The 25,990-nt window shown below is 71.2% G+C and carries 24 protein-coding genes; 14 read left to right on the top strand and 10 right to left on the bottom strand.

Translation table 11 applies throughout. From position 1 onward, the window contains the following. Positions 1-32: 32 nt before the first annotated feature. Positions 33-1,922, bottom strand: coding sequence for a S9 family peptidase (locus DSY14_RS15850; RefSeq protein WP_211717342.1), 1,890 nt, complete (start codon positions 1,920-1,922; stop codon positions 33-35). Between the two features lie 243 nt (positions 1,923-2,165). Between DSY14_RS15850 and DSY14_RS15855 the strand changes: the two genes are divergently transcribed. Continuing rightward, positions 2,166-2,909 (top strand): MerR family transcriptional regulator, encoded by a 744-nt coding sequence (locus tag DSY14_RS15855; RefSeq protein ID WP_211717343.1) that lies wholly within the window; start codon positions 2,166-2,168, stop codon positions 2,907-2,909. A gap of 160 nt (positions 2,910-3,069) precedes the next feature. Here DSY14_RS15855 and DSY14_RS15860 read toward each other — a convergent pair whose 3' ends face one another. Next, positions 3,070-4,140 (bottom strand): GlxA family transcriptional regulator, encoded by a 1,071-nt coding sequence (locus DSY14_RS15860; protein ID WP_211717362.1) that lies wholly within the window; start codon positions 4,138-4,140, stop codon positions 3,070-3,072. Positions 4,141-4,287: 147 nt separating this feature from the next. Here DSY14_RS15860 and DSY14_RS29460 point away from each other — a divergent pair, with 147 nt between their 5' ends. After that, a complete protein-coding gene (locus tag DSY14_RS29460; protein ID WP_307851239.1) occupies positions 4,288-4,719 on the top strand; it encodes a Rid family hydrolase in 432 nt (143 codons plus the stop codon). 87 nt (positions 4,720-4,806) lie between these two features. On the opposite strand, the gene DSY14_RS15870 is transcribed toward DSY14_RS29460, so the two are convergent. Continuing rightward, on the bottom strand, positions 4,807-6,579 hold the full coding sequence (locus DSY14_RS15870) for a PhoX family phosphatase (protein ID WP_211717345.1): 1,773 nt from the start codon (positions 6,577-6,579) through the stop codon (positions 4,807-4,809). Positions 6,580-6,770: 191 nt separating this feature from the next. Between DSY14_RS15870 and rpmG the strand changes: the two genes are divergently transcribed. From rpmG to DSY14_RS15890, 4 genes are all read left to right on the top strand, one after another. Further along, positions 6,771-6,935, top strand: a complete 165-nt coding sequence (gene rpmG, locus DSY14_RS15875; protein WP_067607916.1) for a 50S ribosomal protein L33 — start codon at positions 6,771-6,773, stop codon at positions 6,933-6,935. 29 nt (positions 6,936-6,964) lie between these two features. Next, positions 6,965-7,210: a type B 50S ribosomal protein L31 gene (locus tag DSY14_RS15880; RefSeq protein WP_211717346.1), complete on the top strand. Its 246-nt coding sequence runs from the start codon at positions 6,965-6,967 to the stop codon at positions 7,208-7,210. 58 nt (positions 7,211-7,268) lie between these two features. Next, a complete protein-coding gene (gene rpmF / locus DSY14_RS15885; RefSeq protein WP_211717347.1) occupies positions 7,269-7,439 on the top strand; it encodes a 50S ribosomal protein L32 in 171 nt (56 codons plus the stop codon). Positions 7,440-7,572: 133 nt separating this feature from the next. Further along, the gene (locus DSY14_RS15890) at positions 7,573-9,975 is read left to right on the top strand and encodes a lysylphosphatidylglycerol synthase transmembrane domain-containing protein (RefSeq protein ID WP_211717348.1); all 2,403 of its coding nucleotides are present in this window, start codon (positions 7,573-7,575) and stop codon (positions 9,973-9,975) included. 73 nt (positions 9,976-10,048) lie between these two features. On the opposite strand, the gene DSY14_RS15895 is transcribed toward DSY14_RS15890, so the two are convergent. Further along, a complete protein-coding gene (locus DSY14_RS15895; RefSeq protein ID WP_211717349.1) occupies positions 10,049-11,140 on the bottom strand; it encodes a serine/threonine-protein kinase in 1,092 nt (363 codons plus the stop codon). Positions 11,141-11,298: 158 nt separating this feature from the next. Here DSY14_RS15895 and DSY14_RS15900 point away from each other — a divergent pair, with 158 nt between their 5' ends. Then, on the top strand, positions 11,299-12,060 hold the full coding sequence (locus tag DSY14_RS15900; RefSeq protein ID WP_211717350.1) for a MerR family transcriptional regulator: 762 nt from the start codon (positions 11,299-11,301) through the stop codon (positions 12,058-12,060). Further along, entirely contained in the window at positions 12,057-12,431 is a 375-nt protein-coding gene (locus tag DSY14_RS15905; protein WP_211717351.1) for a hypothetical protein, read from the top strand. The genes DSY14_RS15900 and DSY14_RS15905 overlap by 4 nt, the downstream gene beginning before the upstream one ends. Positions 12,432-12,474: 43 nt before the next feature. Here the strand turns inward: DSY14_RS15905 and DSY14_RS15910 are convergent, their stop codons facing one another. Next, positions 12,475-14,271 carry an acyl-CoA dehydrogenase gene (locus DSY14_RS15910; RefSeq protein WP_211717352.1) on the bottom strand — a complete coding sequence of 599 codons (1,797 nt, stop codon included), beginning with the start codon at positions 14,269-14,271 and terminating at the stop codon, positions 12,475-12,477. Between the two features lie 145 nt (positions 14,272-14,416). Here DSY14_RS15910 and aroQ point away from each other — a divergent pair, with 145 nt between their 5' ends. Both aroQ and DSY14_RS15920 read left to right on the top strand, forming a co-directional pair. Beyond that, positions 14,417-14,872, top strand: a complete 456-nt coding sequence (gene aroQ / locus DSY14_RS15915; protein ID WP_211717353.1) for a type II 3-dehydroquinate dehydratase — start codon at positions 14,417-14,419, stop codon at positions 14,870-14,872. Positions 14,873-15,234: 362 nt separating this feature from the next. After that, on the top strand, positions 15,235-16,440 hold the full coding sequence (locus DSY14_RS15920; protein ID WP_211717354.1) for an aromatic acid exporter family protein: 1,206 nt from the start codon (positions 15,235-15,237) through the stop codon (positions 16,438-16,440). 117 nt (positions 16,441-16,557) lie between these two features. Here the strand turns inward: DSY14_RS15920 and DSY14_RS15925 are convergent, their stop codons facing one another. Further along, complete coding sequence (locus tag DSY14_RS15925) at positions 16,558-18,873, bottom strand: FdhF/YdeP family oxidoreductase (RefSeq protein ID WP_211717355.1); 2,316 nt, start codon at positions 18,871-18,873, stop codon at positions 16,558-16,560. 122 nt (positions 18,874-18,995) lie between these two features. On the opposite strand from DSY14_RS15925, the gene DSY14_RS15930 reads away from it, so the two are divergent. The 3 genes from DSY14_RS15930 to DSY14_RS29240 all read left to right on the top strand — a co-directional run bounded on the left by DSY14_RS15930 (position 18,996) and on the right by DSY14_RS29240 (position 21,633). After that, the gene (locus DSY14_RS15930; RefSeq protein WP_211717356.1) at positions 18,996-19,928 is read left to right on the top strand and encodes a LysR family transcriptional regulator; all 933 of its coding nucleotides are present in this window, start codon (positions 18,996-18,998) and stop codon (positions 19,926-19,928) included. 194 nt (positions 19,929-20,122) lie between these two features. Then, complete coding sequence (locus DSY14_RS15935; RefSeq protein WP_211717357.1) at positions 20,123-21,475, top strand: OFA family MFS transporter; 1,353 nt, start codon at positions 20,123-20,125, stop codon at positions 21,473-21,475. 29 nt (positions 21,476-21,504) lie between these two features. After that, positions 21,505-21,633 carry a hypothetical protein gene (locus DSY14_RS29240; protein WP_283091635.1) on the top strand — a complete coding sequence of 43 codons (129 nt, stop codon included), beginning with the start codon at positions 21,505-21,507 and terminating at the stop codon, positions 21,631-21,633. A gap of 31 nt (positions 21,634-21,664) precedes the next feature. On the opposite strand, the gene DSY14_RS15940 is transcribed toward DSY14_RS29240, so the two are convergent. Continuing rightward, positions 21,665-22,249 (bottom strand): hypothetical protein, encoded by a 585-nt coding sequence (locus tag DSY14_RS15940; protein ID WP_211717358.1) that lies wholly within the window; start codon positions 22,247-22,249, stop codon positions 21,665-21,667. A gap of 421 nt (positions 22,250-22,670) precedes the next feature. On the opposite strand from DSY14_RS15940, the gene DSY14_RS29465 reads away from it, so the two are divergent. Then, on the top strand, positions 22,671-22,889 hold the full coding sequence (locus DSY14_RS29465; RefSeq protein ID WP_307851240.1) for a hypothetical protein: 219 nt from the start codon (positions 22,671-22,673) through the stop codon (positions 22,887-22,889). Positions 22,890-23,124: 235 nt separating this feature from the next. On the opposite strand, the gene DSY14_RS15950 is transcribed toward DSY14_RS29465, so the two are convergent. The 3 genes from DSY14_RS15950 to DSY14_RS15960 form a co-directional block, all read right to left on the bottom strand. Further along, positions 23,125-23,667 carry a kinase gene (locus DSY14_RS15950; RefSeq protein ID WP_211717359.1) on the bottom strand — a complete coding sequence of 181 codons (543 nt, stop codon included), beginning with the start codon at positions 23,665-23,667 and terminating at the stop codon, positions 23,125-23,127. A 4-nt stretch (positions 23,668-23,671) separates the two neighbouring features. Next, a complete protein-coding gene (locus DSY14_RS15955) occupies positions 23,672-24,346 on the bottom strand; it encodes a YdcF family protein (RefSeq protein ID WP_211717360.1) in 675 nt (224 codons plus the stop codon). 220 nt (positions 24,347-24,566) lie between these two features. Beyond that, positions 24,567-25,880: a YeeE/YedE family protein gene (locus DSY14_RS15960; protein WP_307851241.1), complete on the bottom strand. Its 1,314-nt coding sequence runs from the start codon at positions 25,878-25,880 to the stop codon at positions 24,567-24,569. Positions 25,881-25,990: the final 110 nt, after the last annotated feature.

Raw genomic sequence — 25,990 nt, forward strand, 5'->3', positions numbered from 1 at the left:
GGCCGGGGGTCGAGGGGGCGGTTCGGTCGTGCTCAGGCGTGCTCATCGCGGCCCTTCAGGTGCCGGGCCAGGAAGCGGTCTGCGGCGTCGAAGGTGGCGATGAGGTTCTCCGGGTTCACGAAGTCGTGCCCCTCGTCGGGGAAGAGGAGGTACTCGACCTCGATCCCGCGCGCACGCACGGCGTCGACGATCATGTCGGACTCGGACTGCACGACCCGCACGTCGTTGGCGCCCTGGGCCACCAACAACGGCGCACGGATGTCGTCGACCCGGCTGATCGGCGAGCGTGCCAGCATGTCGGCCTCCTGCGCCGGGTCGTCGGGGTCGCCGACGTAGCGGTACCAGCTGTTGACCAGACCGGAGCGGGAGAACTCGGGAAGGGACCGCATGAACGAGGCGAGGTTGGAGATACCGACGATGTCCACGGCCGCGGCGAAACGGTCGGGGGTGAACGCCGCTCCCACCAGGGCGGCGTAGCCACCGTAGGAGCCGCCGAGGATCGCGACCCGATCCGGGTCGGCGTAGCCCTGCTCGACCGCCCAGTCCACGGCGTCGATGAGGTCCGTGTGCATCTTTCCGGCCAGTTCACCGATGGCGGCCTGTGTGTGCGCCTTGCCGAACCCGGTCGAGCCGCGGAAGTTGACCTGGAGCGCGGCGTAGCCGCGGTTGGCCATGAGCTGGGCGACCTTGTTGAACCCCCAGGCGTCCCGGGTCCAGGGTCCACCGTGCACCATGAGCACCAACGGCAGCCCCTCCGCCGGGACACCGACCGGCAGGGTCAGGTAGGACGGCAGACGCAGCCCGTCGCGCGCGGTGATGGTGACCGGCCGCATGGGGGCGAGCGCCTCGGGGTCCAGGTGCGGGTGGGGCCGGAACAGCCGCCGGCTCCGCCCGGTCTCGTGGTCGTAGAACCAGGTTACGCCGGGGTCCCGGTCGTGGGCGAAGGAGACGATCCACCGGCGCCCCTCGTCGTCGCAGGACACCGCACCCAGGTCGCCGTCGGACAACTGCTCCAGCCGGGCCAGGACCTCCGCGAAGTGCGGGTCCAGAGCGTGGACGACCTGGCGTTCACCGAGGTAGCGCACGCCCAGCAGAGCGCCCTTCCGGTCCAGGATCAGCGGTGGTGGAAGGAGGGGGAAGATCTGCGCGCGCACGTCGAGATCGAAGGTGGGGTGGCTGTCGACCTCGGTCCGCTCTCCGGTGGTCAGGTCGATCCGGACCAGGCGGGTCCGGTCGGTTCCCTCGTTCGAGCCGATCCACAGGCCCTTGCCGTTCTCGGTCGCCTGGGTGGGAAAGACCCCCATGGGGTGGTCCCTGCCCTTCCAGACCATGAGCGGGTGCGCGGTCCCCGTGTCGGGGTCCAGACGGGAGAACTCCAGGTCGCCGTCGTCGGTGAGGTCGGAGCTCAGCCAGATGCCATCGCCGGCCTGGAAGACGCTCTGCGCCTGGCCGGGGCTCTGGACCAGCAGGGTGAGCTCACCGGTGGCCACGTCCAGCTCGTGGAGGTCGAACTCCGCGGGCGTGCGGGCGTTGATGAGCAGGGTCACCTTGCCGGGACGGCTCCGGGACTGTTCGAAACTCAGGACCCTGGCACCGGGGAAGGGGGTCAGATCGACCGCCCCGGCCTCGGGACGGTCCAGGTCGACCCGGAACAGGTGCCAGTTCTCGTCACCGCCGGTGTCCTGGACGTAGAGGATCCGGTTCTGGCCGTGGCTCCATTCGTAGTTGTGCACGCTGCGCGTCCGGTCGGCGGTCACGCACCGGGCCCCACCGTCGGAGTCCAGATCCTGGACCCAGATGTTGAGGCGGTTCTCCCACGGTGCGAGGAAGGCGATCCTGGTTCCGCCGGGGGAGATCGTCGCGCGCTGGCGTTCGGGCGGACCGAAGAGGTCCTCGATCGCGATCCTGTCGGGCAGTGCCATGTCGTTCCTCTCGTTCGTGTTCGACACCGAGAAGACACCGTGCCGTTGCGGCACACTCAACTCACGGTGGTTGTGACCTGTGGCACATGAGTGGCGTGGGGTGTCGGAGACCCGGGGATGCCGCCGTCGTCGAGGCCCCCGGGCTGCGGTGCGGTACTTGACCCTGCCGCGACGGCATAGTCTTCGATGGTGTCCGTGACGGCGCGCGGGTGCCGACCGACCACGACCGCCAGGAGGGTGTCCATGGGCTGGAGTACGCGACAGTTGGCCGAACTGGCCGGCACGAGCCTGCGGACGGTACGGCATTACCATGACGTGGGTCTGCTGGAGGAGCCCGAGCGTCGGGCCAACGGTTACAAGAGCTACGGGGTGGCGCACCTGGTGCGCGTGATGCGCATCAAACGCCTGTCGGACCTGGGGTTCTCCCTGTCCCAGATCGCGGAGATGGGCGAGGCCGAGGACTACCCCGAGCAGGGACTGCGGGCGCTGGACGCCGAACTGGCCGGCACCATCGAGCGTCTCCAGCGCGTGCGCACCGAACTCGCGTTGGTCATGCGCGGCGCGGGGCCGACCGAACTGCCCCCCGACATCGCGATGGCCACACTGGACACCGACATGACCGAGGCCGACCGCTCCTTGGCCGTGGTCATGACGCGTCTGATGTCCTCACAGGCACAGGACGCCTACACCGAGGCCCTGAGGGACCTGTCGAACGAGCCGCCGGACGAGACGTTCAACAACCTGCCGGTGGACGCCGACGAGGAGGTCCGGCGTGAGCTCGCCGAGAGGATGCTGCTCCCCGCCCGCCGCGTGCTGACCGACCACCCGGAGCTCCGCGATCCCGAGGTGGTCGCGCCCGGCGGGGTGCGCAAAACCCAACAGACCATGAACGCGGCGCTGGAGGACCTGTACAACCCGGCGCAGCTCGACGTCCTCCGGCGCGTCTCCCAGGCGTTGGTGGAGGATCCGCCGGGGAACGACGCCTGACCGGTCTCCCAGGGCCCGCGAGCACCGGGGGCTCGGGGAGGCGCGGGTCGGTGCCCTCACGACCCGGTGGACCGACCACGACCATGGGCGGACCTCACCTCGGCCACCTGCATGCCGGCTCGTTCACCCGGGCTCCGACCACGCCCGCCTGATGCCCGCCCTACGCCGGCCCGTCCACCGACCCGGCCGGTGCGGGGCGTCGCGCCGACGGGTCCACCCGGTCCGCTCCGCGCACCTCGTCGGGCGAGGCGTCCGTCGCGCGCAGGGTCCGGTAGGCGCTGGGGGACACTCCGACCTCGCGACGGAAGGTCGCCCGGAAGTTCGCGGACGTACCGAACCCCGTCTCCTGGGCGATCCGCTCGATCGACCGGTCGCCGGTCTCCAGCAGACGGCGCGCCCCGACGATGCGCTGCCGCACGACCCACCGCATGGGCGGCATCCCCGTCTCGCGGGTGAAATGCCGGATGAAGGTGCGTCGTGACATGCGGCTGCGCTCGGCCAACGCGGCGACCGTGATCGGGGCTCCGAGGTGGGCGCTCACCCAGTCCAGGGTGGCGCGCAGGTCCTCCCGGGAGTCCGCCCGCGCGGTGCTGTACTGGGGTTCGGCGGCATCGCGGGCGGGTGCCGTGACCACCTCCCGCGCCGCACCGTCGGCGGCCACCGTCCCGAAGTCCGTCTCGATCAGGTGCAGGCAGGCGTCGACGCCGGCGGTGGCCCCCGCCGAGGTGAGCAGAGGCCCGTCCTCGACGAGCCGACGGTTCTCGATGACCTCGGTGTCCGGTGAAGCGGCCCGCAGTTCCTCGGAATAGCGCCAGTGGATGGTGGCGGACCGTCCACGCAACAGACCGGCCTCGGCGAGAGCGAACACCCCCGTGCACAGGCCGATGATCCGGGCACCGTGCTCGTCGGCGGTCCGCAGCGTCCTCAGGAACGGTTCCGGTACCGGCAGGTACGGTCCCTCGTACCCCGGGACCAGCACGATGTCGGCCCTCGCGGCATCGTCGAGGGTATGGGTGGCCCTGACCTCCGTCACCACCGCCTCGGTCGACGTCGCGTCCGCTCCACGGGACCCGGGGCCCTCCCCATCGCCGCAGACGATGACCCGGTACCCGGGATGGCGACCGAGGACGTGGGCCGGGATCGTGACGTCCAGCGCGTACAGGCGCGGCATCGCCAGGATGCCCACCACCACGGGGCGGAGCCCCCTCGCCCCCACGATCGCCTGTTCCATGGCCTCAGAATAGGCGGGGCCCCGACCGGCCGGTGCCGCCTGGCACGATCCTTGCCACCGACGGCACGGTCGTGTCTGGTCCGTGTGCGGGCGCTCTCCGTAGCGTGGTCGACGAACAGCGACACCCATCGATCCGTCGGGAGCATCGTGAGCATCGAGAAAGAGACCGTGTCCTTCGACGTCCCCTGGGAGACGAGTTACGGCTACGCCCAGGCGGTCAGACACGGCGACACCATCCACGTGTCCGGTCAGGTCTCCCACGAGGGCGCGGAGTTGGTCGCCCCCGCACTGGTCGGGCCGGACGGCCGGGTCACCGACGTCGCCAACACCGGTGCGCAGATGCGCCAGTGCTACCGCAACGCGTCCCGTCTGCTGGCGCGGCTGGGCGCGTCCCTGGACGACGTCGTCGACGAGGTCATCTACGTGGTCGACGCGGACGCGGGGGACGCCGCGGCCGGTCCGGTGCGCAAGGAGGCCTACGGGCGGCCCGATCCCCGGGTGGCGAGCACGATGATCGGTACCCCCCGCCTGGCCTTCCCCGAACTCCTGGTCGAGGTCAAGCTCGTCGCCAGGGTCTGACCACCGGCGCGGGTGCCCGGTCGCCGGTCGGTGAAGTCGGCCGAGTTCGGGTCAGGGCCCGATCACGGCACGCGCGCGGCCGGGTGCTCAGGTGCCGATGACCCCGCCGTCGTCGCGACGCACCACCACCACGGCGGACCGGGGACGGCCCTCGGGGTCGAACCCGGGCCAGTTGCCCACCGCGCGCGGGTCCTCCGCGGTGGGCGCGCCGTGGTCGGCGGTGGCCGACCCGGGTCCGCGCACCGTCACGAACAGGGTCCTCCCGTCGGGGGTCGCGGTCGTGCCCGCGATCCCGCAGCCGCGCGGTCCGGTGAGGAAGCGCCGCACCTCGCCGTCGGCCGGGTCGACGCAGAACAGGGCGCTGTTGCCCACCCGCGCGCGTAGGTCCGCGTCGTCGATCCGGCCCACGTCCGAGGTGATCCACAACCGACCGTCGTCACCGCACCGGACTCCCTCCGGGGCGGCGAGGGACCTGGCCGACTCCTCGCCGGAGGGGGTCGGGGCCTCGACCGACGCACGCCAGGAGAACAGGGCGGCGCCGTGGTCGGAGGCGCCCTCGGTCCAGGAGAGCACCCGTCCGCCACCGGGGGTCTCGGTCTCGGGGCAGTACACCGTTCCCGTGTGAGGATGGACGGCCGGGGCGCCCGGCCCCCGGAGTTCGGTGGCGCCGACCGCGTCGGCGGCCTCGCGGGCCCGCAGCAGCACGTCCGCCTGGTCGGCGAAACCGTCGTCCGTGGTCAGTCCGGACGCACCGTGCACCAGGCGCGCCCAGGTGCCCGACCCGTCCTCCTCCAGTCGCGCCGCGTACAGCGTCCCCTCCTCCAGGGGACCCGCGCCCCGGTCACGCAGCCGCTCCCGCCAGGGGTGGGCACCGACGAACTTGTAGACGTGGGTGCGGTCGCACATGTAGACCACGGCGCGCCCTCGCGACTCGGTCACGGTGGCACCGCCGTGTGCGATCCGGCCGAGGGCGGTGCGCTTGAAGGGTGTGGATCCGGGGTCGAGCGGGTCGACCTCCACCGTCCAACCGAACCGGTGCGCCTCGTTCGGGTTCCGCTCCAGGTCGAAACGTTCCCGGTGATGGTGCCATCCCAGGACGGCGTCGGCGCTCAGCCCGTAGCGGGTCTGCGCGGCATCGGCCGTCCAGTCGGCGGAGGCGGTACCGAACACGTCGGCGAAGGTGTCCTCGCCGGTCAGGCAGGTCCCCCAAGGCGTGAGCGCCTGTCCGCTGCCACCGAGGACCCCCACCGGATCGGTGCCGGTCTCCAGAGCCGGGTGGTCGGCCAAGGGGCCGGACACGGTGGTGGGGGAGTCGCCGGTCAGTCGCCGGTTGAGTTCGTCGCCGACCACCCGCCAACGGCCGTCGATGTGTTCGACGCGGGCCACGGTCACACCGAGGGAGGCCGTCTCCTTGGCGGTCTGCGCGGCGTCGCCGGCGCGCCCGCCGTCGGCGTGCAACAGCGCGGGGTCGACCCGGGCGTGGCCGATCACCAGCAGACCGCGGCGGTTGCCGGCGTGCCCGGGGTGCAGCGGCACGTAGCGCAGTCCGCTGTGACCGAAGCCGACCTGGCGTGCCGCGTCCTCGGCGGTGCCGGTCGCGTCGGGACGCCAGCGTGGTCCGCCGGTGCGCAGCGGTGTGCCCCAGGGGAGCAGGACTCGGGCGGTGTAGCCGGCGGGAACGGTGATGGCGTCACCGTCGGTGACGGGAACCTCGGTGAAGATGAGAGTCGAACCCTGGGCGGTACTCGCCAGGGCGGGGTGCGCGCCGGGGTGGGAGCCGCCGAGGAGCGCTGCGGTGGTCAGGGTGCCCATGGCCGCGGTGGCCTGCAGGAACCGGCGTCGACTGTGTTCGGGCGGCATGGTGCTCCTCGGGGCGGGGTGCTCCGCGTGCGGATCTCGGTGGCTTGTGATGATGTAATCACGCAAAGTAGTCAAATCCGAGGATCACCCCGCTGTGGCCTGTTTCGGTGACGCCCGGGGGGGCGTGGTTCCGATGGGAATGAAAACGGTTATCATTTGGTTGACACGGATCGACCACCCAGGAGGTGCACATGGCGCGTAACGACGCACGCCCCATCATCAAGCTCAGGTCCACCGAAGGCACCGGGACCACGTACGTGACCCGCAAGAGCCGGCGCAACACCCCGGACCGCCTGGTCCTGCGCAAGTACGACCCGAAACTCCGCCGCCACGTCGAGTTCCGCGAGGAGCGCTGAACCCGACCGCACCGACACGAGAGGCGCACATGAACAAGGCCATCCACCCCGAGTACCGACCCGTCGTCTTCCGGGACCGGGCCGCCGACTTCGCCTTCCTCACCCGCTCCACCGTGACCTCGGACAAGAGCGTCGAGTGGGAGGACGGTCGCAGCTACCCGGTCATCGACGTCGAGATCTCCAGCGCGAGCCACCCCTTCTACACGGGCAACGCCCGCGTGGTGGACACCGCCGGTCGGGTCGAGCGCTTCCAGCGCCGCTACCGACGCTCATAACCCCGTACATCGCGGGCGATGGTCGCGAGGCCACCGCCCGCACGGAAAGGCACGCCCGATGGCCGTACCCAAGCGCAGGATGTCGCGCGCCAACACCCGCACCCGCCGCTCCCAGTGGAAGGCCAGGACCCCCGAACTGGTCACGGTGCACCTCCAGGGCCGCGCGTACCGCGTCCCCCGCCACCTCGTCCGCGCCTACGAACGCGGACTCCTGCCCCTGCCCGAGTAGGGCGTCCCGTCGGGGCACGGGACCGTTCCCCGTGCCCCGACACGCCTCGCCAGGCCCGCGCGCACCTCGCTGAACAAGCGAAACGCCCTCACGGCTGGCACCCGAATCACCACGACTCGGGCAGGCTTGGGGTGTGACGACAACCCCGACCGACGTCTCGGCCCCGGTGCCGGGGCGACGACGCTCCGCACGCGCGCCGCGCAGACCCGTCGACCTGCTCCTGGGGGCCGGGGGACTGATCCTGGTCCTCGTGGTCCTCATCCTGGTCAGCGACGCGATGGCCGAGGGCGGACCGACCGACGACGCCTCGCAGTTGCGCGCCGTGCTTCCCCCGGGGTTCCTCTTCGTCGTCGCGGTGGGCGCCAACCTGCTGCTGCTCGTCCTGGTCGGCTACGTCGTCCTGCGGACCCTGATCGCCGGACGCGTGCGCGACCTGGTGCGCCCGATCGTCGCCGCGGTCTCCGCCTACGCCATGACCTCCTGGGTCAACGCGGAACTGGAGTCCGCCACCCTCGGTGCCGCACCGCTCCCCGGGCTCCCCGACGACGTCCTCACCGCCGCCACCCTCGGCTACGTCGCCGCGGGCATCGGGTTCACCCGCACCATGCCCACCGGGCAACCGCGGGTGCGATCGCTGCTCTGGGGGACCAACGTCGTGGTCGCCGCCACCGCGGTCACGGCCGGGGTCAGCAGTATCCTCGCCGTCCTCTTCACCGTCCTGGTGGGCCTGACGTGCGCCGCCCTGGCCCGCTACGCCATCGGCGTGGGCGTGCCGCCGCCCGCCACCGGCCGCATCCTCGACGAACTGCGCCGTTTCGATCTGGCCGCCGACCGGATCCTCCCGGACGGGACCAACGAGGACGGTGACCCCCGTTTCCTCGCCGACCTGACCGACGGACGGCGGATCGAACTCTGGGTCCTCGACTCCGAGAACACCAGCGGTTTCTGGCGGCGCCTGCGCGACCTGCTGTTCCTCCGGGGTCCCGTCGCGCCCCCCATCCTCTACGGTGTCCGGCGCCGGGCCGAACACGCCGCTCTGATGAGCGTGGCCGCACGCGAGGCCGGGGTGCCCGCGCCCCGGGTGCTGGCCCTCGGCGAGCTCTCCCCGGGCGCGGTGCTGTTGTCCCGCGAACGACCGCGCGTGCGCGGCCTGGCCACCCTCGCGCCCGCGCGGATCACCGACGCTCTTCTCGCCGAGCTGTGGGGTCTCCTGGCGTCCCTGCACCGTCGCCGGGTCGCCCACGGAGACCTCAACGAGGCCACCGTCGGCATCGGGCGGGAGGACCCCGACGAGGCTCCGACCGCGGCGCTGGTGGGGTTCGACCACGGCTCCGTGGCCGCCCCACAGCTCCGTATCTCCCTGGACATCGCCGCACTGCTCACCCTCGTGGCGCTGCGGGTGGGCGTGGAACGGGCCGTGGCCTCGGCGGTGCGCGCCCTCGGCGTCGAGGCGACCGCCGCGGTCCTCCCGCTGCTTCAGGCCCCCGGGCTCCCGCCCCGGTTGCGCGCCGAACTACGCCGCACCGACCGCACCCTGCTGGGGCGCCTTCGCGACCACCTGGTGTCACTGGCCCCCGAGGCGCCCGCCGAACCGGCCCGCCTGGAGCGGATGCGCCCGCGCACCATCGTCAGCGTGGTGGTCGCGACCGTCGTGGGCCTGATCCTGGTCTACCAGCTCGCCGGGGCCGACCTCGCCACCGTTCGTCACGCCGACCCCGTATGGGCCCTGATCGCGTTCGCCATGGCCACCACCTGCATGTTCGCCGCCGCTATGGTGCTGATCGGCTTCGTGCCCGCGCCCCTGCCCTGGTGGCGCACGGTCATGGCGCAGTACGCGGGATCGTTCGTGCGCATCGTCGCACCGGCGGGCCTGGGCTCGATCGCGATCAACACCAGGTTCGTCATCAAGGCGGGCGTGCCCACCTCGTTGGCGTTGTCCGCGGTGGGCCTGACCCAGTTGGTGGGCTTCCTCGTGCACGTGCCCCTGCTGCTGGTGTGCGCGTACCTGACCGGGACCTCCTACTGGACGGGTTTCACCCCGTCGCCGACCGTCGCGTTCATCTGTGTCCTGGGCACCGCCACCGTGGCCGCCGTACTCCTGCACCCCCGTATGCGCCGGTCCGTCTCCCAACGCCTGCGTCCCTACCTGCGCGGGGTCCTGCCCCGCCTGCTGGACGTACTCCAACGTCCGGTGAGCCTGCTGCTGGGTGTGGGCGGCATGGTCCTGCTCACCGTCGCCTTCGTGCTTTGTCTGCACTTCTCGGTCCTGGCGTTCGCCGGACCGGAGAACGTGCCGAGTCTGGTCGCGGTGGCCGTGGTGTTCCTGGCCGGCAACGCGATCGGGTCGGCCGCGCCGACCCCCGGCGGACTGGGCGCGGTCGAGGCGGCCCTCATCGGCGGACTCACCGCGGTGGCCGGTGTCCCCGCCGGAGTGGCCCTGCCGGCGGTGCTGCTCTTTCGGGTACTGACCTTCTGGTTCCCGGTCCTGCCCGGCTGGGCCTCGTTCAGCCACCTGCAACGCCGCGAGGCCATCTGATCCCCGAGCGGGCGCAAGGACGCTCCGCCGGCGCCCGAGAGCAAGGACGTCCCCCAGGTCGCGTACGCCGGCGCTAGCCGAGGAGCATGGCGCTCAGGAGTAAGAGGAGCGCCACCAGGACACCGATGGTCACGTGGTAACGGTTGCGGACGGTCCGTTCCGATGGTGCCGATGGCGGTGTGGGGGCGGCGAAGACCGGCATGGGGTGCGGCGCCGTCGGTTCGATCCAACTCCGGTCGCCGGAACCGGAGGCGTGGGTCGGGGTCTCCACCGCGGGCGGCACCGGCCGCGCGGGCACGGCCCCGGTCCCTTCCGGGTGTCGGGGCGGCCAGGTGCGCTCCAGACCCTCGCCGGTGCAGCGCTCGACCACCTCGGTGGGTGTCGGACGCTGCGCCGGATCATGCGACCAGCAGTCCCGGATCAGGTCGCGCAGGTCCGCGGGCAGACCCGCCAGGACCTCCACGGGGGGAGGCGACACCAACCTCATGAGAATGCGCGGTTCGGAGGGGCCGTCGAAGGGGCAGGCGCCGGTCGCCGCCTGGGCCAGGGTGGTCCCCAGGGCGAACATGTCCGAGGCCGGGCTGAGCGGGCTCCCCTCGGCCTGTTCCGGTGACATGTACGGCAGGGTGCCGAACACGTGGCCGGTACCGGTCATCGTGCTCCCCTCGGTGGGGCGGGCGATGCCGAAGTCGATCACCCGGGGCCCGTCCGGGGCCAGGATGATGTTGCTGGGCTTGATGTCGCGATGGATCAGGTCACGGTCGTGGATCGTGTGGAGCGCCTCGGCGAGGAGTGTGGCCAGGGCACGGATCGAGGGCGGATCGAGTGGCCCTCGTTCGGTCAGGGCGTCCTTCAACGGGGACCCCGGGATGTGCTCGTAGGCGATCCAGGGCCGCTCCGAGTGCGGGTCGCTGTCCACCACCTCGGCGGTGTAGCGTCCGCCCACCCGCGCGGCGAGCTCGGCCTCGCGGGCGAACCGCGCCCGGTAGTCGGTGCCGTCCAGCCGGTCGTCCTCGACCAGTGCCGAGCGCACCACCTTGAGCACCACGCGGGCCCCCTCGCGGGTACGCCCCAGATACACCTGACCCATGCCGCCGGTTCCCAGCCGGTGCGTCACCGGGTAGGGACCGATGCGGTCCGGGTCGTGAGGAGTCAGAGGCAGCACGTCACGCCTTCCTCGATGGGCTTCTTCTTCTCTCTTCCCTTTTGATGAGGTTCATCCCTTCCTGGAAGGGATCGGTCGTACCAACTTGCGGTTGACCCGACGTCAACACCTACGTTCGTGATCGAGGCCGGAGGGACCGGCCCGGGGAAGGAACCCCGATGCTCTGGTCGATGGCGGAGGTCTGCCGCAGCAGCGGAGTGACCTCGCGGACGCTGCGCCACTACCACCACATCGGACTTCTGGAGCCCGCGAGCGTGGGGCCCGGGGGACAGCGCCGTTACGGCCACCGTGAACTCCGCCGCCTGCAGCGGATCCTGGTGATGCGCGAACTCGGCCTGGGCCTGGTCGACATCCGCCGTGTCCTGGACTCCGAACGCGACGAGGTCACGGCGCTACGGCTGCACCTGCACGACCTGGAGTCCGAACGCGACCGACTGACCGCACTCATCGAGACCGTGCGCCGCACCGTCGACGCGCTGGAAGGGGACGACATGAACGCCATCCGACCCGAGGAGCTCTTCGCGGGCTTCGACGTCACCTACTACGACGACCAGGTCCGCGCCCAGTGGCCCGAGCAGTGGGAACAGGCCCGAGCGGCCGGCCGCGACCTGACACCCGAGGAGGGTGAGCGGTTGCGCGCCGAGACCGCGCGGCGCATGGAGCGCATGGCCGGGTACCTGCGCGCCGGACGCCCCGTCGACGACCCGGACGTGCGCGCGGAGGTCGCCGACCACTATGAGGGCGTGCGCCGCATGTGGACGCCGGACGCCGCGGCGTTCGCACGGCTCGGTCGGGTCTACACCGAGCCCGGGCCCTGGCGCGAGGTGTACGAGAGGGTGGCGCCGGGACTGGCCGACTACCAGTGCGAGGCGATGGAGGACTACGCCGGCCACGTCCTGGGGGAGGGGGAACGACCGTGATCCCCGCCCACTGGCGACCCCACCGTCGGGAGGAGGACGGCGAGGTTCTGGGCTACCTCGCGCCGAAGGAGGACGGCCACGTCCCCGTCACCCCCTTCGGTCACCCGTTGGCCGGGGCGCTCCCGGAGGTCGAGGCCCGCGAGGTCCTGACCCGGTCGGGCCTGGCCTACCTGGCCGACCCCTGGCTGCTGTCGCTGCCGGGGCGGGACGAGCCCGTCACGGTGCGGATCGTCGAGGTCACGCCTCGCCGTATGCGGGTGGCCAACGCCGATCACGGCTACGAGGAGGCCGACATCGGGCACGTGTTCGTCCTGGAGGTCCCCGAACCGGGCCGGTTGCGCGCCGCCGGGGGTGCACGTCGCCACAGCTGAGGATCCCGCCGTCCGGGAGCGGACGGCGGGGCCGTCGGTGTGCTCAGAGCACGTCCGGGGACACGTCCAGGACGGTGCGGTCGCGGGAGGCGACCAGGTCGAACCAGGGTCCGGTCCGGGGCAGCTCGTGGCGGAAGAAGTACGCCGCCGCGGCCCGTTTGCCCTCGTAGAACGGGCCCTGGCCGCCGTGCGCCGCCACCACCTGTTCCAACCACATCCAGGCCGACACCACGTGACCGGTCGCCTCCAGGAAGGCGGTGGCGTTGGCCAGCGCCACCGCGGCGTCGCCTTCGGACCAGGCCGCGGCCGCCGCCTCCACGGTGCGGGTAAGGGCGGCGTCCAGCAGCGCGGCGTACTCCGCCTCGACCCCGCCCAGTTCTCGGGCCCTGGCCACGGTGGTGCGCGCGGTGTCCACCAGCAGCGTCAACCGCGCTCCGCCGTCCAGGACGACCTTGCGCCCCAGGAGGTCCAGGGCCTGGACGCCGTGGGTGCCCTCGTGGATGGCGTTGAGCCGGTTGTCCCGATAGTGCTGTTCCACGTCGTACTCGCGGGTGTAGCCGTAGCCGCCGTGCACCTGGATGGCCAGGCTGTTGGCCTCCAGGCACCACTGGGAGGGCCAGCTCTTGACGATGGGGGTGAGCACCTCCAACAGCAGCCCGGCGTCACGGGCCCGCTCCGGCGACGCGGCGCTGACCCGCTCGTCCATGAGCCGGGCGCAGTACAGCACCAGGGCCAGGGCGCCCTCCACGTAGCTCTTCTGCGCCAGCAGCATCCGCCGCACGTCGGTGTGCTCGATGATGGGGACCTGGGGTTCCTCGGCGTTCTTCGCGCCCAGGGGCCTGCCCTGGAGACGCTCGCGAGCGTAGGCCAGCGACTTCAGGTAGCCGGTGTATCCCACGGCCATGGCGCCGGCGCCGACCCCCACGCGTGCGCCGTCCATCATGTGGAACATCGAGCGCAGTCCCTCGTGGGGTGCGCCGACCAGGTGGCCGACCGCCCCGGGGGCGCCCCCCGGGGTGTGCGCGCCCTCCCCGAAGTTGAGCAGTGCGTTCACGGTGCCCCGGTAGCCCATCTTGTGGTTGAGACCGGCCGGGACGACGTCGTTGCGCTCGCCTCGGGTCCCGTCCTCGTTCACCAGGTACTTGGGCACGACGAAGAGCGAGATGCCCTTGACCCCGGCCGGGCCGCCGGGGATCCGCGCCAGGACCAGGTGCACGATGTTCTCCGACATCTCGTGGTCGCCCCCGGAGATCCACATCTTGTTACCGAAGAGGCGATGGGTGCCGTCGCCCGCCGGTTCGGCGCGGGTGGTGATGTCCGCCAGCGAGCTGCCCGCCTGGGGTTCGGACAGGCACATGGTGCCGGTGAAGCGTCCTTCGGCCATGGGGCGCACGAAGGTCGCGATCTGTGCGGGGCTGCCGTGCGCCATGAGCAGGGCCGCGTTGCCGGAGGTGAGGAACGGGTAGGCGCAGGTCCCCGGGTTGGCGGCCTGGAAGTAGGCGTCGCAGGCGCTCGCGACGACCCGGGGGATCTGGTCGCCGCCCACGGAGGCGTCCGTGGCCATGGACGCCAGGCCCGTGGCGGCGTACACCTCCAGGGCGCGCGCCACCTCGGGGTTGACGTGGACGCGGGTTCCGTCGAACCGGGGTTCGTCGGTGTCGTTGGTCCTGTTGTGCGGCGCGAAGTGGTCGGTGGCCACGCGTTCGGCCAGGTCCAGGGCGCCGTCGAAGGTCTCTCGCGAGTGAGCGGCGTAGCGGGGGCGTCGGGTCAGGGCCTCCACGTCGAGCCACTCGTACAGCAGGAATCGCAGATCGCGCGCGGACAGCAGGGTGGACGCCACGGGTTGCCTCCCAGGGGATTGACCGACTGGTCGGTATGCTACCCGCGTCGCCGACTCCTCATGCGGTGGGGGCGGGGGCGCGACGTGCGGTGACGGCGGACGCTCTAGTCTGGTGCCCTCCGCACACCACGACAGGAAGCCGAGCATGTCCGACTCCACCCCCATCGTCCTGCTGCTCAACGGCCCCAACCTCAACCTGCTGGGCACCCGCAACCCCGAGCAGTACGGCACCACCACCCTGGCCGAGGTCGAGCAGCGGGTGATCGCCCTGGGGGAGGACCTGGGTGTGCGGGTCGTCTGCGCGCAGAGCAACAGTGAGGGCGGCATGGTCGATCACCTCCACTCCGCCCGGCACTCGGTCGGCGTGGTGATGAACCCCGGCGCCTACGCGCACTACAGCATCGCGTTGCGCGACGCGGTCGAGGCGATCGAGGCACCGGTCGTCGAGGTGCACATCTCCAACATCTACGCCCGCGAGGAGTTCCGCCACACCTCCGTGACCGCGCCGGTGGCCGCCGGATACGTGGCCGGGTGCGGGCTCGTGGGCTATGAGCTGGCTCTGCGGGCCGTGCTGGCCCGTGACGCCGAACGACGCGCCTGAAACCACGGCCTCGGCCGCGACCGGTGGGGCGGTCCGTGTACTGGCCGGGTGGGGCCACGGGTGCCCGGCCGGCCGGTCGGTACGCCACGGGCGAGCCAAGGGCAGGCCGGTGCCGGGCCGTCAACGAGGACCCGTCCCGCCCCGGGTGCGCGTGGTCGTTGAACGACGGCACCCGCGTGCCCGCACGCCCGTGCGCCACCTTGCTCACCGCGGCCTGAACGGTCTCCCGGTGCGTCGCCACCGTCATCGGTCGCCGCGCCCCGCCCCGCGCATGGCGTAACCACACTTCCCCCATGTCGACGGGTAAGAATGGCAGGGCCGGTCCCCCCGGACCTCCGGCGTCCCCGAGCGGCGAGGAGATCATGGGAGCAATGTTCACGGGGGGCGGCCGTTCCGGGCGGCACCTGGTCCGGGCCACGGCGATCGAGGTACGCCAACGCGTGTCCTCGTACCTGCCCCAGATCCTGCTGGCCGTCATCGGCGCCGTCCTGGCCTGGGCGATCGCCGGGGGACTCGTCCACGACCACAGCCCCTTCTTCGCGCCCATCGCCGCGGTCATCGCGCTCAACGCCTCGGGAGGCGAACGCGGAGCCAACGCGGTCCGCCTCCTCACCGGTGTGTTCATCGGTATTCTCGCGGGGGAGTTCTCCCAGGCCGTCGCGGTCCAGAACGACCTGGCCATGGCCTTGGGCGTGCTGTTGGCCATGACCGTGGCGGCCGCGTTCAACACCGAGCGCGTGGTCATCGGCCAGGCCGCGGCCAGCGCCATCCTCACGACCATCTTCATCGGGGGCGGCAGCCCCGGCATCGACCGCTTGGTGGACGCCCTCATCGGGGCCGGGGTGGCGTTGCTCCTCAGCCAGATGCTCTTCCCGGCCCGCCTGGTGGCGATGCTGCGCCGTATCGAGGAGGACGCCCTGGGCGAGATGGCCCACATGCTCGACGAGGTCGGCCGTTCCCTGACCGTCGAGGGCCACGACGCCAGCGCGCAGGTGGTCAACCGCCTCGGCGACCTGAGTCGACCCATGGCGGAGCTGAGCAAGGCCCGCGAGTCCAGTCTGTCCACGATCCGGCTCTCCACCATCCGGTGGGGCGACCCCGGCCCGGTCTTGGACGAGGACGAGGTGATCGAACGGCTCATCCTGCTGGGGGAGAGCTGCCTGTTCCTGGCCCGCACCACCGTCGCCATGGGCACCGAGGAGCGCCGCGAGCTCGCACCCATCGTGCGCGGCATGGCCGACGTGCTCGCGATCCTCGCGGACGACCTCAGCAGCAGGGAAGCCAGGGAACAGGCCGTGGAACAGGCGCTCACGGCGGCGCGGGGTTACGGCGCCGGTGTCCCCGACGACGACCCCGTCACCCACGCCACACACCTGGCCGTGGAGATGGTGGCCACCGACATCATGCTGTTCGCCGGGATCCGGTTCGAGGAGGTCGAGGACGTGCTCATGGGCGAGCTGGAGGACCCCACCATCCCGGCCCCGGCCCAGGAGCCCTGGCTTCCCTGGCTGCGTTGGCGTCCCCGGCCGCCCGACATCCGGTTCGGCCGCTTCCGCGGACGCGACTGACCGGCCCGGGACGGCCGTCCGGACCGGTCAGGTTCGGTCGCCCCGGTCGAGGGCGCCGTGGGGGCCCGTCGGGGCCCCACGACGCGGGCCGTGACCCGGCCCGCGCGCGGAGGACCGCTAGGAGCGCACGGTGGACGGCTCGAAGCGCACCACCACCGACTTCGACGTGGGCGTGTTGCTCACGTCGGCGGTGGAGTCCAACGGCACCAGCACGTTGGTCTCCGGGTAGTAGGCGGCGGCGCTGCCGCGGGAGGTGGGGTAGTGCACCACCCGGAAGTGCGGCGCGCGCCGCTCACGCCCGTCGGACCACTCGCCCACGATGTCGGTGTAGGCGCCGTCCGCCAACCCCAGCTCGTGCGCGTCCTCGGGGTTGACCATCACCACACGACGTCCGTCCAGGATGCCCCGGTACCGGTCGTCCAGCCCGTAGACCGTGGTGTTGTACTGGTCGTGCGAACGCAGCGTCTGCAGCAGCAGACGCCCCTCGGGGATCTCGGGCGCGTAGGTGCCGTTCACCGTGAAGTTGGCCAGCCCGGTCGCGGTGGGGAACCTGCGGTCGTCCCGCGGAGCGTGCGGCAGAGCGAAACCGCCGCGCTGCCGTGCCTTGGCGTTGAAGTCCTCGAACCCCGGCACGACCCGGGACACGTGGTCACGGATCCGGTCGTAGTCCGCCATGGCGTCCCAGTCCACCGGGCCGTCCGCGAACAACCGTCGGCCCAGGGCGCGGACGATGTCCACCTCCGACCACATGCCCTCCGACAACGGCGCGAGCACCCCGTGGGAGGCGTGCACCAGCCCCATGGAGTCCTCCACCGTCACCCATCGGGCCTGGTCCCCGTGCACGTCCCGGTCGCTGCGGGCCAGGGCCGGCAGGATGAGGGCCCGCGTACCGGTGACCACGTGCGAACGGTTCAGCTTCGTGGACACGTGCACCGTCAGTCCCACACGGCGCATCGCCTCCTCGGTCACCTCGGTGTCGGGGGAGGCCGCCACGAAGTTGCCGCCCATCGCGAAGAACACGCCCACGTCGCCGCGGCCCATCGCCCGGATCGCGTCGACGGTGTCGTACCCGTGCTCGCGCGGGGGCTCGAAGTCGAACTCCGTGCCCAACGCGTCCAGGAAGGAGTCCGCCGGTCGCTCGAAGATGCCCATCGTGCGGTCGCCCTGCACGTTGGAGTGTCCGCGCACCGGGCACACGCCCGCGCCCGGACGCCCCACGTTGCCGCGCAGGAGCAGGAAGTTCACGACCTCGCGGATGGTCGGCACGGAGTGCTTGTGCTGGGTCAGGCCCATCGCCCAGCACACCACGACGCTCTTCGAGGCGACGACCATCGCGGCCAGTTCCTCGATGAGCGCGCGGGTCAGACCGGTGTCGCGTTCGGTCCGCGCCCAGAACTCGTCCTCGGGCTCCTTGAGCAGGGTCTCGGAGAAGTCCTCGAAGCCGTGCGTGAACGACTGCACGAACGCGTGGTCCAGGACGTCCTCGCCGCGTCGGTCGGCCTCCAGCAGCAGGCGGTTGACCGCGCTGAACAGGGCCAGGTCGCCGCCCACCCTGATCTGCATGAACAGGTCGGTGAGCTCGGTGCCGCGGCCCACCAGGCCGCGCGCGTTCTGCGGGTTGCGGAACGCCTTCATACCCGCCTCGGGGAGCGGGTTCACCGTGACGACCTTGCCGCCCTTGCGCTTGGTCTTCTCCAGAGCGGAGAGCATGCGCGGGTGGTTGGTGCCCGGGTTCTGCCCGGCCACGATGACGAGGTCCGAGTGGTAGATGTCCTCCAGGGACACGCTGCCCTTGCCCACGCCCAGGGTCTCGGTGAGCGCCGATCCCGACGACTCGTGGCACATGTTCGAGCAGTCGGGCATGTTGTTGGTGCCGAGCTGCCGGGCGAACAACTGGTAGGCGAAGGCCGCCTCGTTGCTGGTGCGCCCCGAGGTGTAGAACACCGAACCGTCGGGGGTGGGCTGGGCCCGCATCTCCTCGGCGATCAGGTCGAGCGCGGCCTCCCACGAGATCGGCTCGTAGTGGGTCCCGTCCTCGGGAAGGTACACCGGCTCGGTCAACCGGCCCTGCTGCCCCAGCCAGTAGCCGGAGCGTTCGGCCAGCTCACCGACCGGGTGTCGAGCGAAGAAGTCCGCGCCCACGCGACGTCGGGTGGCCTCCTCGGCCACGGCCTTGGCGCCGTTCTCGCAGAACTCGGCGGTGTGCCGCTTGCCCGGTTCCGGCCAGGCACAGCCCGGACAGTCGAAGCCGCGCTTCTGGTTCACGGCGAGCATCGCGGGCAGGCCGCGCATCACACCGGCCTGCTCGCCGACGTGGCGCACACTGCTGAGCACGGCGGGGATGCCCGCAGCGCTGTCCTTGGGTGATCCGACCTCCGGTGCGTCCTGCGCGGGATCGGTCATGTCCGAATCGTGGTGTCTCACACCTCCCATTCTTTCATCGGAAGGCGGCGTGCGCAGGAGGGGCGCGCGTCCGTATCTTCTAAAAGAAGAGAACGCTATCGTGCGATCGACCGTTGTTGTTGAGGGGACCTTCGTCCCTGTACGCTCGATCGATGTTGTTGAGCCAGCTGAAGTACTTGACCGCGCTGGCCAAGGAACGTCATTTCGCCCGTGCAGCCCGGGCCTGTCACGTCTCCCAGCCCGCTCTGTCCGCCGCCATCCGCAAGTTGGAGGCGGAGTTCCGCGTACCCATCGTCAAGCGGAGCAACCGTTTCATCGGATTCACCCACGAGGGTGAACAGGTCGTCGCCTGGGCGCAGCGTGTCCTGGCCGAACATGACGCCCTGCTGGAGACCGTGCGCAGCGGGCGCGAGGGGCTCAGTGGGCGTCTGCGCATCGGCGCCATACCCACCACCCTCAGTTCCCTGTCCCTCATCACCCGCGGTCTGTGCGAACTCCATCCGCAGGTCACCCTGTCGATCGTCTCGATGACGTCCACCGAGATCCAACAGGGGTTGGCCGACTTCCAGATCGACGTCGGTGTCACCTACATCGACAACGAACCCCTGGACGACGTGCGCAGTCGCCCCCTGTACCGGGAGCACTACGTACTGCTCACCGCCGAGAACGGGCCGCTGGGGCATCGTGCGAGCATCAGCTGGGCGGAGGCGGCCGAGGTGCCGTTGTGCCTGCTCACCCCGGACATGCAGAACCGTCGCATCATCGACTCGGCCTTCCGGCAGGCCGGCACGCGCCCCGTCCCGCGAGTGGAGACCAACTCCGTCAGCGCCCTGTGCTCCCACGTGCGCGGCGGCCAGTGGTCGGCCGTGATGTCGCACGCATGGCTCTACCTGCACCCGGTCCCCGAGGGCATGCGCGCCATCCCCCTGGTCCAGCCCGAGGTCAGCAAGGAGATCGGGGTGGTCATCGCCGACCGCGACCCCGAGCCGGTGCTGGCCCGCGCCCTGCTCGACAGCCTCAACGGCGTCGACCTGGAGGCGCATCTGGACCGGCGACACGCCGACGGCGCCGCTCTGGCCGGCTGAGCCGACACGCCGTGCCCCGCAGCGGACACGCGCCTCGATAAGCGCCGATTATCGCGCGAAAGGAAACTCCTATTTGATTACGGTCACACGTGGTGTGACGATGTTCCATGCTTGTTCCCGGTGTTGCGGAAGTGGTGCGAATAGGATCGCGCATTCCGTCGGGAAAACAATCCTGAGGATCGCGAGGATGGTTCGTGCTGTCGTTTTTGGACCGTGAGAAGAGTGTCGCCCCGCCCGGCTACAGCCGGTGGTTCATCCCACCCGCCGCGCTCGCCGTGCACCTGTCCATCGGTCAGGTCTACGCTTTCAGTGTCTTCAAGACCCCGTTGGTGGACCGGTTCGACACCACTCTGACCGCCATCGGCGTGGTCTTCAGCATCTCCATCGTGATGCTCGGACTGTCGGCGGCCTTCGGTGGCAAGTGGGTCGAGCGCAACGGCCCCCGTAAGGCGATGTTCGTCTCCGGGGTCTGTTGGGGCACCGGCTTCCTGGTCGGCGCCCTCGGTGTGGCCACCGGCCAACTGTGGCTGCTCTACCTGGGCTACGGCGTCATCGGCGGTATCGGTCTGGGCATCGGCTACATCTCGCCGGTCTCCACGCTCATCAAGTGGTTCCCGGACCGCCCCGGCATGGCCACCGGTATGGCCATCATGGGCTTCGGTGGTGGCGCGCTCATCGCCTCGCCGCTGTCCGCCGCCATGCTGGACAACTTCGCCGCCACCCCCGCCGACGCGATCGTGCCCGCCTTCCTGACGCTGGGCGCCGTCTACTTCGTCGCCATGATGCTCGGCTCGATGACGGTCAAGGTGCCGCCGCCGGGGTGGAAGCCCGAGGGCTGGGAGCCCAAGCCCACCGTCACCGGGGGCGACCTCACCACCGAGGGCGTCACCGTGGAGCGGGCCTTCCGCACCCCCCAGTTCTGGCTGCTGTGGATCGTGCTGTTCTGCAACGTCACCGCGGGCATCGGCATCCTGGAGCAGGCCGCCCCCATGATCCAGGACTTCTTCGCCAACGTGGGACCGGCCGAGGCCGCCGGGTACGTGGGTGTGCTGTCCCTGTGCAACATGCTCGGCCGTTTCGTGTGGTCCTCGACCTCCGACGCCCTGGGCCGTAAGCGCACCTACATCGGTTACCTCGGTATCGGCTGCCTGCTCTACCTGCTCATCGCCGTCGCCGGCACCGGTTCCATCGTGCTCTTCGTCGCCGTCACCGGGCTCATCCTGTCCTTCTACGGCGGCGGCTTCGCCACCATCCCGGCCTACCTGAAGGACCTCTTCGGTTCCTTCAACGTCGGCGCCATCCACGGCCGCCTGCTGACCGCCTGGTCGTGCGCCGGCATCGCCGGGCCGCTCATCGTCAACGTCGTCGCCGACTACCAGCTCTCCGCGGGTTACTCGGGGGCGGACCTGTACACGCTGTCGCTGTACCTCATGGTGGGCGTCATGGCGGTCGGGTTCATCGCGAACATGCTGGTGCGACCGCTCTCGAAGGGTCAGATCGACCAGGACGAGGTCGCCGAGCCGGCGTCCTCCCACCAGTCCGCGTGAGCCCGGCACCGCAGCCCAAGGAGAAGCAGATGGAACACAACAGCGCCAACACGGCCGCCAAGGCCGCGGCCCTCTTCCTGTGGGTGGTGGTCATCATCGCCCTGGGCTACGGGGTGAGCCGGACCGCTCTGCAGGCCGCCGCCCTGTTCACCGGCTGACCCGGAACCGTAGGTAACGACGACACCCGGCTCACTCCAGGTCGCCCACGAAGGTGACCGGAGGGTGCAACGGTACGAAGTCCTGATCATGGAACTCGACTGTGTACTGGAGCCGGGTGTCGTCCTCGTCGGCCCAGCAGTCCTCGTCCCAGGTGTCGGAGCCGCCCGGCTCCACCGCCTCGGGCGGGTTGACGTTCGCTCCCAGGGCGGGTGAACCCGACTCCCGGAGCGGCTCGCCGACCTCACAGGTCCGGGTCGCCGCGCCGGTCTGCACGGGCTCTCCACCCTCATTGGAGACCTCCACCCGCCAGGACACGTACGGTAGGTCGCCCTCTTCGCCGGTGATCGGGTCGACCCCGCCCTCCTCCATGCCGCGATCGAAGTCGGTGAGGCGGATGGTGAATCCGTCCCCGAACGCGTGGGTCTGGTCCAGGTCCACGGTCACCGGCTCGAAACCGGGCTCGGCCGGTTCCGTGGGCTGCTCCGTGTCCTGTGGTCCGGCCGCGGGGGTGGACGGTCGCACGGTGGTCCCGTGGGTGAACCACCCGGCTCCGAATCCGACGATCAGTGCGGCCATGGTGGCGGCGACGATGGTGATCCAACCGGTTCTGGTCATCAGGGGGTCCTTCCGGGTCCGGGCGTGCGCCCGATGTCATCGGTGACCGTACCGCACCCGGGTGTGACGACGTCACCACACCCCGCAGCGGAGCGGGGTCGGCCCGGACCACGCGTTCAGGCGTAGACGTGCGCGACCGTGGGACGACGTGATCGCGGGCCCCGCCCGCGGGCGATGGGGGCATGAACGACGAGAACCGCGCCGCACCGGGCCCGGGGCCCGTGCTCCCGGTCCTGCTCGCCCTGCTCGTCGCACCCCGGGTGGTGCTGCACGACCTCGGGCTCCTGCACGAGGGAACCTTCGTCAACGCCCTGTTCGTCCTCGTGCCGCCGGTGGTGTGGATCGCCGTGGTGCTCCGGCGACGGGTGCCGCGGCCCTTCCTCACCCCGCTGGTGGTGGGGCGCCGTCCGGGGTGGTGGCCGTGGTCGCGCACCAGGTCCTGTGGGACGTGGCCTGGCAGGGCGACCCTCCGGAGCTCGGCGGCGCACTCGCCGCCCTGTCCCCGGCGGTCCGGCAGGGCGTCATGCGCGGCTTCGCCGCGCCGAGCAGCCTGGTCACCGTAACGGTCGTCGGCGCGCTGTGCGGACTGATCGCCCGGGCGGCAGGCAGGTCCCTGCCACGAGCGGCGCCGGCGGCGTGAGCCCGCACGCGACCGACCGGACCTCCCGCGCACCTGCGCGGCACCACCGTCGTCGACGGGCACGGTGGTCCGACGCGCGAGGTCGGCGAGGAGCGGGACCGCGCCCGACCCGAGGGTCGGGTCGTCTCCTCACGGTCGCCCACACCCCGGCGAGCCGAGGGAGGGGCGGCCGCAACCGTCCGCGGTACGCGCTCGGAGGGGCGCACCGGGCCGGGGGAGCGGGCTCCGCGTCCGGCTACCGCGCGGGGTCGCTCCCGGCCTGTTCCAGGCCGGAGGCGCGCAGGATGTGCGCCACGTGCTCCTCGGCGGTGCCCCGATGGTCGAGGATCTCCTCGACGCCACCGGGGAGCAGGTCCAGGGGCCGCCACCACCGTCGCATCTCGGCCTCTCCGTACTCCCGGGCCTGGGGCTTGGTCGCGTGGCGGACCAGGGTCTCCTCGAAGGGAACGTCCAGGTGGAAGCAGCGCGACGCCCCTCGGTGGTCGGCCATCAGCGAGCCCAACATCTCCGCGTACCGGTCGGCGTACATGATGCCCTCGACGACCACGTGGTACCCGTGGTCGAGACAGTAGCGGGCGGTCAGGTCGATCAAACCGATGTTCGCGCCACCGGGACGGTCCCGTTCGCGCAGTACGGTGCGTCGCACCAGGTCCTGCGCCACCACGGCCAGGCCCCGCCCGTGGGCCTCGCGCAGGCCCGCAGCGAGTGTGCTCTTGCCGGTCGCGGAGTTGCCGCGGATCACGATGAGTCGGGTGTCGGGCGAGCCCGTGGACGCCATCGGATCACCCTTCCGAGAGCAGGTGGCCGTCGAAACCGGCCGCGACGAGGCCGTGGTAGGCCTCCCGGACGTGTGGGGGGACCGGCTGGGGGACGGCGAAGCCGCGTGCCGGGTACTCCATCACCCGTTGCAGGTCGCCGACCATGGCGTCCAAGGCCAGACGATCGTTGCCCACCGTGGGCAGATAGGTGTCGAGGTCCACCGGAGCGGAGGCGCACAGCGGCTCGACCTCCGGCCACTGCCGACGCGCCGTGGCGTGGGCGCGCCGCTCCATGTACGGCTTGCAGACGAACATCACCGTGGCGGGTGCGATCCCCGCCCGCTCCAGCACCGCGCGGGACAGGCGCAGGTTCTCGCCGGTGTTGGTCGCCTCGGTCTCCATGAGGACGGCCGCGTCCGGTACTCCGCGTTCGAGGACACGCTCGCGGTAGTGCACGGCCTCGCCCCGGGGGAACCGGGCCAGGGTGGTGGGACTGTTGGCGCCGGTGATGACCATCCGTGGGAAGTACCCCGCCAGGTACAGCTCCGCGGCCCGGTCCGCCACCCCCGCGTCGTGACTGCCCAGCACCACCGCCACGTCACAGCGCCGGGGCTCCTCGCCCAGACGTTGGTGGTCGAACACCACCCGGGCCCACCGCCGCGTCCGCTCGGTGAGTTCCACCGTCGTCGACTCCGCCATGGCCGCAGCCTAGAGCACCCGCGCCCGCGCGGACAGGGGAACGGCCGCCGGTGCGCACACGACCCCGGCGGGGCGCGAGGTCGCAGGCGCAACGGCAGGGAGTGGCGGTGGGCGGCACGGTGGGGCGGTGCGACGTTCTCGACCTCCAAGGCCCACCCGGTGCGCCGAACGACGGAACGGGCCCCGCCGAGGGCGGGGCCCGTTCAGGAGGCGGGTCACCTCAGCAGACGCTGTCGCTCGGCTTGGGCACCCCCAGGCCGAACAGGGAACGGGCCCGCAGACCGGCCCAGGTGCCGGCCAGCGCGAAGACCGCCCACAACCATCCGTGCAGGCTGCCCGACGCGATGCCCGCGAGGTAGGCGCCGATGTTGCAGCCGCCCGCCAGACGCGCGCCGATCCCCATGAGGATGCCACCGACCAGGCCGGCCGCGACCAGGTTCCAGCTCAGTCCGGTGTGCAGCTTCCAGGTGCCGGCCGCGGCCGCGGCCACGGCGGCGCCCAGGATGATGCCGATGTTGGTGAGGCTGTTCTTGTCCTGCAGGATCGGGCCGGCCAACTGCGCCGCCTGGTCCGGCTGACTCCAGAACGCCCAGGTCTCGGGCTGGAACCCCAAGAGCTGGAGAGCCTTGGCGCCCCACAGGTTGAACGCGGAGGTGATGCCCCACGAACCGCCGGAGACCACGAGCACGGCGGCGCCCAGCACCGCCAGCACCAGGGCCCCGGCCACCAACGGCCAGCTGCCGCGCAGAACTCGGGCCCACCCCTGTGCCGCCGGCGGTGCGCCCACGGGCGGCGGAACACGGCGGTTCTGCACCACGCGGGAGATGACGACCATCGCGATCAGCGCGGCGATGGTGATCGCCCACGAACCGCCCCAGCCGACGTGGTCGGACAGCAGCACCGGCGGCACCGCGGGCAGGTCGGCCACCAACGGCCACGCGGCCGAGTAGATCACCGAACCGACGATGAACCCGAACAGGGTGATGACGATCGCGGACTGGCCGGAGCCGACCGCGAACAGGGTGCCCGAGGCGCACGCACCGCCCAACTGCATGCCGATGCCGAAGAGGAACGCTCCGGCGAACAGCGCGATACCGATCGGTCCGGCCGACGGCCCGGGCTCGTTCCCGAACAGGCCGGTCCCGGTCCCGATGATCAGGGCGAACAGGGTGGCGGTGGTACCGAGCAGCACCGCGTGGGCGCGTAGCCCGGTGCCGTTGCCCACGGCGAGGAACTGGCGCCAGGCCGAGGTGAAACCGAACCGGGAATGGAAGAGCGTGAAGCCCAGACCCAGGCCCAGCGCCAGCAGGGTGGCGGGCAGCGCGCCGTGCTCGGACCACACGAACGCGGTGAGTCCGAGCCCGCCGATCAGCGCCACGGCCAGGGGCCACCAGCGGACCGGTGCGGCGTCCGGGGCCTGCGGTGGCGGAACGGACAGTGTGGGGCGCCACTTCAGCGCCAGGGCGGGCGAGGTCTCGACGGGGCGGTCGACCGTGTCGGTCGTTCCTACCGGAGTGGTGGGTGTTGTGGTCACGAAGAAGTGTCCAGACATGACGGAGCGGGCAACGATCCTTCACCTTGGACCGGGGACGGTCGCGATCATCCCCGGACGGTGATGTGAACGAAGGGGACACGGGGAGGGGT

The sequence above is a fragment of the Nocardiopsis sp. MG754419 genome, assembly GCF_018207095.1.
Taxonomy (GTDB): domain Bacteria; phylum Actinomycetota; class Actinomycetes; order Streptosporangiales; family Streptosporangiaceae; genus Nocardiopsis.

Coding starts and splice junctions, on each gene's coding strand:
- DSY14_RS15880 (WP_211717346.1), top strand. CDS start 6,965: ATGAACAAGGCCATCCACCCCGAGTACCGACCCGTCGTCTTCCGGGAC.
- DSY14_RS15955 (WP_211717360.1), bottom strand. CDS start 24,346: ATGGCGGAGTCGACGACGGTGGAACTCACCGAGCGGACGCGGCGGTGG.
- DSY14_RS15920 (WP_211717354.1), top strand. CDS start 15,235: ATGGGAGCAATGTTCACGGGGGGCGGCCGTTCCGGGCGGCACCTGGTC.
- DSY14_RS15870 (WP_211717345.1), bottom strand. CDS start 6,579: ATGCCGCCCGAACACAGTCGACGCCGGTTCCTGCAGGCCACCGCGGCC.
- DSY14_RS15940 (WP_211717358.1), bottom strand. CDS start 22,249: ATGACCAGAACCGGTTGGATCACCATCGTCGCCGCCACCATGGCCGCA.
- DSY14_RS15855 (WP_211717343.1), top strand. CDS start 2,166: ATGGGCTGGAGTACGCGACAGTTGGCCGAACTGGCCGGCACGAGCCTG.
- rpmF (WP_211717347.1), top strand. CDS start 7,269: ATGGCCGTACCCAAGCGCAGGATGTCGCGCGCCAACACCCGCACCCGC.
- DSY14_RS15900 (WP_211717350.1), top strand. CDS start 11,299: ATGCTCTGGTCGATGGCGGAGGTCTGCCGCAGCAGCGGAGTGACCTCG.
- DSY14_RS15950 (WP_211717359.1), bottom strand. CDS start 23,667: ATGGCGTCCACGGGCTCGCCCGACACCCGACTCATCGTGATCCGCGGC.
- aroQ (WP_211717353.1), top strand. CDS start 14,417: ATGTCCGACTCCACCCCCATCGTCCTGCTGCTCAACGGCCCCAACCTC.
- DSY14_RS15850 (WP_211717342.1), bottom strand. CDS start 1,922: ATGGCACTGCCCGACAGGATCGCGATCGAGGACCTCTTCGGTCCGCCC.
- rpmG (WP_067607916.1), top strand. CDS start 6,771: ATGGCGCGTAACGACGCACGCCCCATCATCAAGCTCAGGTCCACCGAA.
- DSY14_RS15860 (WP_211717362.1), bottom strand. CDS start 4,140: ATGGAACAGGCGATCGTGGGGGCGAGGGGGCTCCGCCCCGTGGTGGTG.
- DSY14_RS29240 (WP_283091635.1), top strand. CDS start 21,505: ATGGAACACAACAGCGCCAACACGGCCGCCAAGGCCGCGGCCCTCTTC.
- DSY14_RS15930 (WP_211717356.1), top strand. CDS start 18,996: ATGTTGTTGAGCCAGCTGAAGTACTTGACCGCGCTGGCCAAGGAACGT.
- DSY14_RS15925 (WP_211717355.1), bottom strand. CDS start 18,873: ATGGGAGGTGTGAGACACCACGATTCGGACATGACCGATCCCGCGCAG.